We start from the raw sequence: 8,258 nt of genomic DNA, 5'->3' as shown, positions 1-8,258 counted from the left end.
AGTCGAGCCGCTCCTCGTGGAGATTGACCTGGGTGTAGGGGTTGATCCCCAGCACCGTGTCCTTCGCGGACTCCGCCTTCGAGCGACCGATGTCCGCCTGACGGAGCCCAGCAGGGGCCGCATCTTGTTGCGGGCGGCGAGGAAGGCGACGCGTGTGGKYGRGYGRSSSMKGKCYACTTCACGGAGCCCAGCAGGGGCCGCATCTTGTTGCGGGCGGCGAGGAAGGCGACGCCCGCCAGTGCCGCGATGACGCCCTGGACGGCGAAGCCGGTCGTCCCGCTGGCCGCGTCGCCGACGATGAGCTTGACGATCGCGAAGACGCAGTCACCCGCGGTGACGGCCAGGAACCAGACGCCCATGAGCTGGCTGGCGTACTTGGCCGGGGCCAGCTTCGTGGTGACGGACAGGCCGACCGGCGAGAGGCACAGCTCGGCGATCGTCTGGATCAGGTAGACCGCGATCAGCCACATGGGGCTCACCTGGACGCCGCCGGAAGCCGCGCCCATGGCCAGCATCATCAGGCCGAAGGAGGCGCCGATGCCGATCAGGCCGACGGAGAACTTGGTGGTGGTGGTCGGGTTCCTCCGGCCCAGCTTGACCCAGAGGGCGGCCAGGACCGGCGCGAGGATCATCACCCACAGGGAGTTGACCGACTGGAACCAGCTCGTGGGGAAGGAGATGCCCAGAAGGCTCTTGGAGGTGTTCTCCTCGGCGAACAGGTTCAGCGTGGAACCGGCCTGGTCGAAGATCATCCAGAAGATGGCCGCCGCGACGAAGAACCAGATGTAGGCGGTGAGCTTCGACTTCTCCTCGCCCGTGACCTCCCGGTCGCGGCGCATCCGGGTGAAGAGGTACGTCGGCAGCAGCAGGCCGAGGATGCTGACGGGCCACAGGACCCAGTCGATGGTGAACAGGTCGGCGAAGACGATGACGCCGTAGAAGACCGCCAGCACCACGACGCTGAGGACCAGGTTGCGCAGCGCCTTGGACCGTTCCTGGGCGCTCAGCGGGTTCGGAATCGTGCTGGACTCCGCGGCCAGGTGCCGGCTGCCGTACAGGAACTGGATCAGGCCGAGGCCCATGCCGACGGCGGCCAGGCCGAAGCCCAGGTGCCAGCTCACCTTCTCGCCGGCCCAGCCGATGAGCAGCGGGGCGGAGAAGCCGCCGACGTTGATGCCCATGTAGAAGACGGTGAAGCCGCCGTCCCTGCGCGGGTCCTCGGGGCCCTTGTAGAGGTGGCCGACCATCGTGGAGATGTTGGCCTTCAGCAGGCCGGAGCCGACACCGATGAAGACGAGGCCGACGAAGAACAGGGCGTTGACGCCGACGGCCAGCAGCGCGTGCCCGACCATGATGACGCCCGCGGAGATGGCGACCGTCTTGCGCGGCCCCCACACCCGGTCGCCGAGCCAGCCGCCCGGCATCGACATCAGGTAGACCGTGGCGTTGTAGACGGAGTAGAGCGCCACAGCCGTGGACGCCGCCATGCCCATGCCGCCCTCGGAGGCGGCAGCCGTGAGGTAGAGCACCAGCAGGGCACGCATGCCGTAGAAGCTGAAGCGCTCCCACATTTCGGTCATGAACAGAGTGGCCAGACCTCGTGGGTGGCCGAAGAAGGTCTTGCCGCCGGTGGTGCCGGCCGCGTCCTTCGTCAGACTGGACGCCATGTGGGGATTCCTCGGTGTCGGGACGCGCAGGCCCGAAGGTGGGGCAGCGCGCCCGGGATGGGGGGTTGACCGCAATCGAGAACCGCAGCTCGCACAGCTACGGGGCCGCGGGGTGTCGGGGGGAAACACGGGCCCCTGTCGGTCACGACAATTCTCCTCACCATAAGTCACCGTCGCGGGGTGCAGGGAAGGGCTTGTGACATAGATCGCAGGTGAAACATGGAACCCCGGGCCGCATTCGATGGTGACGTGTTCACCTCACCTGGAGATCAACAGTGCGCGGTGGGGGAGCGCACCGCGTGCCCCTTACGCTCGGCCACGCGGACTACCATCGGTGCATGACCCGTGTACTGCTCGCCGAGGATGACGCATCGATCTCGGAGCCCCTGGCCCGCGCCCTGCGCAGGGAGGGATACGAGGTCGAGGTGCGCGAGGACGGTCCCACCGCGCTCGACGCGGGGCTGCGCGAGGGCATCGATCTCGTCGTGCTGGACCTGGGCCTTCCGGGGATGGACGGTCTGGAGGTGTGCCGCAGGCTGCGCAACGAGGGCCACACCTTCCCCGTCCTCGTCCTGACCGCACGCGCCGACGAGGTGGACACGGTCGTGGGCCTCGACGCGGGTGCGGACGACTACGTCACCAAACCGTTCCGGCTCGCCGAGCTGCTGGCGCGGGTCAGGGCGCTGCTGCGCCGCGGCGCGCCCCCCGAGCCGGCCCAGCCCCCGGCCACCCACGGGGTGCGGATCGACGTCGAGTCGCACCGCGCGTGGATGGGCGAGGAGGAGTTGCAGCTCACCGCCAAGGAGTTCGACCTGCTGCGGGTCCTGGTGCGCGACGCGGGCCGGGTCGTCACCCGCGACCAACTGATGCGCGAGGTGTGGGACACCACCTGGTGGTCGTCCACGAAGACCCTCGACATGCACATCTCCTGGCTGCGCAAGAAGCTCGGCGACGACGCGGCGAACCCGCGCTACATCGCCACGGTGCGCGGCGTCGGCTTCCGCTTCGAGAAGAGCTAGGAAGCCGGGAAGCCAGGAAGCCGGGAGAGTCAAGGAACTCAGGAAAGCGCCGGTGATCCGGGAAGCCCGGGAGTGCCGGGGAGCCCCTCAGATCCGGGAAGAGTGAGGAAAGAAGCCAGCCCGTGCGCCGTCGGCTCATCCTGTCCACGCTCGCCGTCGTCCTCGTCGTCGTCGCGGTCTTCGGCATCTCGCTCGTCATCGTCGAGTCCCGCACCATCGAGAGCAGCACCCGGGACAGCGTGCGCGCCGAGGCCTCCAGGCTGGTCTCCACGGTGGAGAGCCGGCTGGTCGCGGGGGAGCGGGTGACGAAGGCGTCGATCGGCGTCACCGCGTCCAAGGACCGCTACGTCCGCTACATCCGTGTCGAGATGCCGGGCGAGCGCAAGGCCATCGAGGTCGGCGAGCGGCCCGAGGGCGAGGTCGTCCAGTCCCGGCAGACCGGCGCGCACGGTGAACGCGTGACCGTGCAGGCGTCGCGGGCCGCCGTGCGTGCCGAGGTCGGCCGCACGCTGCTGATCATCCTGGCGGTGGCGCTGCTCGCGGTGATCGCCGCCGCCGCGCTCGCCGTGCGGCAGGCGCACCGCCTCGCCGCGCCGCTGACCGACCTGGCCGAGACCGCCGAGCGGCTCGGCTCCGGCGACCCGCGCCCGAGGCACCGCCGCTACCAGGTGCCCGAGCTGGACCGGGTCGCCGACGTGCTGGACGCCAGCGCGGACCGGATCGGCCGGATGCTGACCGCCGAGCGGCGGCTGGCCGCCGACGCCTCCCACCAGTTGCGGACGCCGCTGACGGCGCTCTCGATGCGGCTGGAGGAGATCATCGCCACCTCCGAGGGGGCGACCCCCGAGGACCGTGCCGTCGTCCAGGAGGAGGCCACCATCGCGCTCGCCCAGGTCGAACGGCTCACGGACGTGGTGCAGCGGCTGCTGACCAACTCCCGCGATCCGCGTACGGGCTCGGCCGTCAGCTTCGATCTGGACGAGGTCGTCAAACAGCAGATCGAGGAGTGGAAGCCCGCCTACCGCAGCGCGGGCCGGGCCATCGTGCACTCCGGGAAGACGGGGCTGCGGGCGGTCGGCACCCCGGGCGCGGTCGCGCAGGTGCTGGCGACGCTGATCGAGAACTCGCTGATGCACGGGGACGGCACGGTGGCGCTGCGCACCCGGGTCACGGGCAACCAGGTGGTGGTGGAGGTCACGGACGAGGGCCCGGGTGTGGACGAGGCGCTGGGCTCGCGGGTGTTCGAGCGCACGGTCAGCGGCCACAACTCCACCGGGCTCGGCCTCGCCGTCGCCCGGGACCTCGCGGAGGCGGACGGCGGACGGCTGGAGCTACTTCAGCAGCTTCCGCCGGTCTTCGCGCTGTTCCTCAGCCGTGAGGCCACCGACCTCGACGCCGCGGACGTCGCGTGAGCCGGAGGCCGCCGGTGCCGTCCTGGCACCGGTAAGCCTCACGCCGCCGGAGGCGGGCGAGGAGGGGGACGTGGCGGAGGCGGCAGACGCCGCCTGAGCGGCCTCTCTCCTGCCGTCGGCCGCGACCGCGCCGCGGCTCTGGGCCGGGGTCCTGCGCGGGTGCGCTGCCTCGTCCTCGGCTCTGGCGGGCTCCTCGTCCTCGGCTTCGTCTCCGGTGCCGTCCCCGGCCGCCTCCGCGCCGGAGTGCTCCTGCTGGGCGCCGACCCGGAAGACCCAGGTCCGGTACGCCCAGAAGCGGAAGACGGTGCCGATGGCGAGCCCGACGACGTTCTTGGAGATGTTGTCCGCGAGCGGCGAGGTGTAGCCGAAGCCGTAGTGGGAGAGGGCGAGGATGCCGTTCTCCAGGACGAGGCCGATACCGCTGAAGAAGAAGAACAGCACCGTCTCGCGGTGGATCTGGTTCTTGTCGATGTGCCGGTAGGTCCAGTAGCGGTTGCCCAGGTAGTTGGTGCCGATGGCTACGACCTGCGAGACGACGCCCGAGCGGATGGGGGCGAGCTGGAACGTGTGGATGCACAGGTTGAAGATCGCGACGTTCACCAGAAAACCCAGCGCGCCGACGGCGCCGAACTTGGCCAGTTCGCGCACGAGTCGTTCCAGTCTCGGGCGCACAGAGCGCCATTCACCCATAGTGATGCTTCAGCCCCGTTTCGGTCGGCGTCAGAGGCTGCCCCATGCTAACCAGCCACCAGTTCGCCTCGTGGGGCGATTGGCGCAGCCCGCGGTCCTTGGCTGGGCGCGCCATCGTCTCACCGGTGGCGCGCCGCCGCACACCGGAGCGGTCCGCTCCGCTGCGGGCAGCCGTCCCGGCGCAGGTCAGCAGCGGCCGGTACCGGCACGGCCCAGCGATGTGGCTGGTTTCATACGGCGCACTCCGGGCTCCCCCCGTCGCCGTGCGTCTCGGCGGAGCCTGCCGGGGTGGTCGGACGGGGGCGGGGGAGGCGCCGTTCCGCGCCCCGTACCCTGGGAACCGTGACGTTCCCGGTAGTCGGCATGGTCGGCGGGGGGCAGCTCGCTCGTATGACCCACGAGGCGGGCATCCCGCTCGGCATCAGATTCAAGCTTCTTTCCGATACGGCCCAGGACTCGGCCGCACAGGTCGCCGGAGAAGTCGTCGTTGGCGACTACCGGGACCTGGACACGCTGCGCCGCTTCGCGCGGGGCTGCGACGTGATCACCTTCGATCACGAGCACGTGCCCACCGAGCACCTGCGCGCCCTCGAGGCGGACGGCATCCCGGTGCGCCCCGGACCCGACGCGCTCGTCCACGCGCAGGACAAGGGCGTGATGCGCGCCCGCCTGGCCGAGCTGGGCGTCCCCGCGCCGCGCAACCGCCTCGTGAGCGACCCCGCGGACGTCGCCGCGTTCGCCCGCGAGGGCGCCACGGACGAGGGCGACGGCTTCCCCGTCGTCCTCAAGACCGTGCGCGGCGGCTACGACGGCAAGGGCGTGTGGGTCGTGCGCGGCGCCGACGACCCGAACGCCGCCGAGCCCTTCAAGGCGGGCGTGGCCGTCCTCGCCGAGGAGAAGGTCGACTTCGCGCGGGAGCTGGCGGCCAACGTCGTACGGTCCCCGCACGGGCAGGCCGTCGCCTACCCCGTCGTCGAGTCGATCCAGGTGGACGGCGTCTGCGACACGGTGATCGCCCCCGCTCCCGGTCTCGGCGAGGACGCCGCCGTGCGCGCCCAGGAGCTGGCGCTGCGGATCGCGCACGAACTGGGCGTCGTCGGCCATCTCGCCGTCGAGCTGTTCGAGACGAGGGACGGCGCGGTGCTCGTCAACGAACTCGCCATGCGCCCGCACAACTCCGGGCACTGGACCCAGGACGGCGCCGTCACCTCGCAGTTCGCCAACCACGTGCGTGCCGCCCTCGATCTGCCGCTGGGCGACCCGCGCTGCCGCGCCCCCTGGACCGTGATGGCCAACGTGCTCGGCGGCGACTACCCCGACATGTATCGCGCCTACCTGCACTGCATGGCCCGGGACCCCCAGTTGAAGATCCACATGTACGGCAAGGACGTGAAGCCGGGACGCAAGGTGGGCCACGTCAACGTCTACGGGGACGATCTCGCCGACGTACGGGAGCGGGCCGCGCACGCCGCCGGGTATCTGCGGGGCACCATCACCGAGTGAGCGACCCGGCCGCCCCGCGCAGGCCGTCCCACCCAGGAACCTAGGAGCCGCATTGAGTACTGCCAGCCCCCTCGTGGGGATCGTCATGGGGTCCGACTCGGACTGGCCCGTCATGGAGGAGGCGGCCAAGGCGCTCGACGAGTTCGAGGTGGCCTACGAGGTCGACGTCGTCTCCGCGCACCGCATGCCCCGCGAGATGCTCGCCTACGGCGAGGACGCCGTCGACCGCGGCCTCAGGGCGGTCATCGCGGGCGCCGGCGGTGCGGCGCACCTGCCGGGCATGCTCGCCTCCGTCACCCCGCTCCCGGTCATCGGCGTCCCCGTGCCGCTGAAGTACCTGGACGGCATGGACTCGCTGCTGTCCATCGTGCAGATGCCCGCGGGCGTGCCCGTGGCCACCGTCTCGGTGGGCGGGGCCCGCAACGCCGGGCTGCTGGCCGCCCGGATGCTGGGCGCCCACGACGAGGAGCTGCGCGAGCGGATGCGCGACTTCCAGCAGGAGCTGAACGCGCAGGCCACCGAGAAGGGCAAGCGGCTGCGCGCCAAGGCGGCCGGTGACACCGGGTTCGGCTTCGGCGGCCCGACGGGAGGCGCACGATGACGACGGCAGCGAGCCCCAGCCTGGAGCGCGCCCGCGCCCTGCTGGTCGAGCACCCCGTGGTGGACGGCCACAACGACCTGCCCTGGGCACTGCGCGAGCAGGTGCGCTATGACCTCGACGCGCTCGACATCGCCCACGACCAGCACGAGCGGCTGCACACCGACCTCGCGCGGCTGCGCGCGGGCGGCGTCGGCGCGCAGTTCTGGTCCGTCTACGTCCCCGGCGAGCTGACCGGCGACGACGCGGTGAGCGCCACCCTGGAGCAGATCGACGCCGTCCGGATGCTGGCCGCGCGCTACCCCGAGGAGCTGCAACTGGCCTTCACCGCCGAGGACGTGGAGGCCGCGCACGCGCAGCGCCGCATCGCCTCGCTGATGGGCGCCGAGGGCGGCCACTCCATCAACAACTCGCTGGCCACGCTGCGCGCCCTCTACCAGCTCGGTGTGCGGTACCTGACGCTCACCCACAACAACTCGCTGGACTGGGCCGACTCGGCCACCGACGCGTCGCGCGCGGGCGGCCTGTCCCGGTTCGGCGAGGAGGTCGTGGCGGAGATGAACCGGCTGGGCATGCTGGTCGACCTCTCGCACGTGGCCGCCGAGACGATGCGGGACGCGCTGCGGGTCACCGAGGCCCCGGTGATCTTCTCCCACTCCTCGGCGCGCGCCGTCTGCGACCACCCGCGCAACATCCCCGACGACGTGCTCGCCCAGCTCCCCGCCAACGGCGGCGTGGCCATGGCGACGTTCGTCCCGAAGTTCATCCTGCCCGAGGCCGTGGCCTGGACGCGGGCCGCCGACGAGAACATGCGCGCGCACGGGCTGCACCACCTCGACATGGGCGAGGAGGGCCGGCGGGTGCAGGAGGCGTTCGAGGCGGCGAACCCGCGTCCCGTGCCGGACGCCCGCACGGTCGCCGACCACCTCGATCACATGCGCCAGGTCGCGGGCATCGACCACATCGGCATCGGCGGCGACTACGACGGCACCCCCTTCACGCCCGCCCAGCTGGAGGACGTCTCCGGCTACCCGCACCTGGTGGCAGAGCTGCTGGACCGCAACTGGTCCGAGGCGGATCTGGCCAAGCTGACCTGGTCGAACGCGGTGCGAGTGCTGCGCGAGGCCGAGGAGGTGGCGCTGACCCTCCAGACCCGGCGGGGCCCCTCGATCGCCACGATCGGCGAGCTGGACGGCTGAGGGAGCGTCAACTCCCGGCTGACGCCGGATTTCCCTGACGCGGGCCCCGAGCGGTGAGCGGTCTTGACCGCGCCCTCGGGGCCCGCGAGCATCAGCGGGCCCCCGCTCGTGTCCAGGGAGGACCGTTGGCCACTTCGGAATCGTCCGACACGTACCCCACCCCCGTCTCC

At 71.2% G+C, this 8,258-nt stretch carries 6 protein-coding genes and 1 pseudogene; 5 read left to right on the top strand and 2 right to left on the bottom strand.

The window, feature by feature from the left end; genetic code table 11:
• Positions 1-179: 179 nt before the first annotated feature.
• Positions 180-1,667 (bottom strand): annotated as a pseudogene (locus AB8Z75_RS27275) (peptide MFS transporter); the annotation flags it as partial.
• A gap of 338 nt (positions 1,668-2,005) precedes the next feature.
• On the opposite strand from AB8Z75_RS27275, the gene AB8Z75_RS27270 reads away from it, so the two are divergent.
• The gene (locus tag AB8Z75_RS27270) at positions 2,006-2,686 is read left to right on the top strand and encodes a response regulator transcription factor (protein ID WP_369206505.1); all 681 of its coding nucleotides are present in this window, start codon (positions 2,006-2,008) and stop codon (positions 2,684-2,686) included.
• A 122-nt stretch (positions 2,687-2,808) separates the two neighbouring features.
• On the top strand, positions 2,809-4,098 hold the full coding sequence (locus AB8Z75_RS27265; protein WP_369206503.1) for an ATP-binding protein: 1,290 nt from the start codon (positions 2,809-2,811) through the stop codon (positions 4,096-4,098).
• Here AB8Z75_RS27265 and AB8Z75_RS27260 read toward each other — a convergent pair.
• Positions 4,018-4,746, bottom strand: a complete 729-nt coding sequence (locus AB8Z75_RS27260; RefSeq protein WP_369206501.1) for a GtrA family protein — start codon at positions 4,744-4,746, stop codon at positions 4,018-4,020. The two genes, AB8Z75_RS27265 and AB8Z75_RS27260, sit on opposite strands and share 81 nt — an antisense overlap.
• A gap of 405 nt (positions 4,747-5,151) precedes the next feature.
• On the opposite strand from AB8Z75_RS27260, the gene AB8Z75_RS27255 reads away from it, so the two are divergent.
• The 3 genes from AB8Z75_RS27255 (at position 5,152) to AB8Z75_RS27245 (ending at position 8,088) form a co-directional block, all read left to right on the top strand.
• The gene (locus tag AB8Z75_RS27255; RefSeq protein ID WP_369206509.1) at positions 5,152-6,291 is read left to right on the top strand and encodes a 5-(carboxyamino)imidazole ribonucleotide synthase; all 1,140 of its coding nucleotides are present in this window, start codon (positions 5,152-5,154) and stop codon (positions 6,289-6,291) included.
• An 85-nt stretch (positions 6,292-6,376) separates the two neighbouring features.
• Positions 6,377-6,892 (top strand): 5-(carboxyamino)imidazole ribonucleotide mutase, encoded by a 516-nt coding sequence (gene purE, locus AB8Z75_RS27250; protein WP_369206507.1) that lies wholly within the window; start codon positions 6,377-6,379, stop codon positions 6,890-6,892.
• A complete protein-coding gene (locus AB8Z75_RS27245) occupies positions 6,889-8,088 on the top strand; it encodes a dipeptidase (protein ID WP_369206499.1) in 1,200 nt (399 codons plus the stop codon). Before purE ends, AB8Z75_RS27245 begins: the two co-directional genes overlap by 4 nt.
• Positions 8,089-8,258 lie beyond the last annotated feature (170 nt).

It is taken from the genome of Streptomyces sp. PU-14G (assembly GCF_041028275.1).
In the GTDB taxonomy this organism is placed as follows: domain Bacteria; phylum Actinomycetota; class Actinomycetes; order Streptomycetales; family Streptomycetaceae; genus Streptomyces.
Note: the sequence above shows the minus strand (reverse complement) of the source record. Positions and strands in the feature narration are given on the sequence as shown.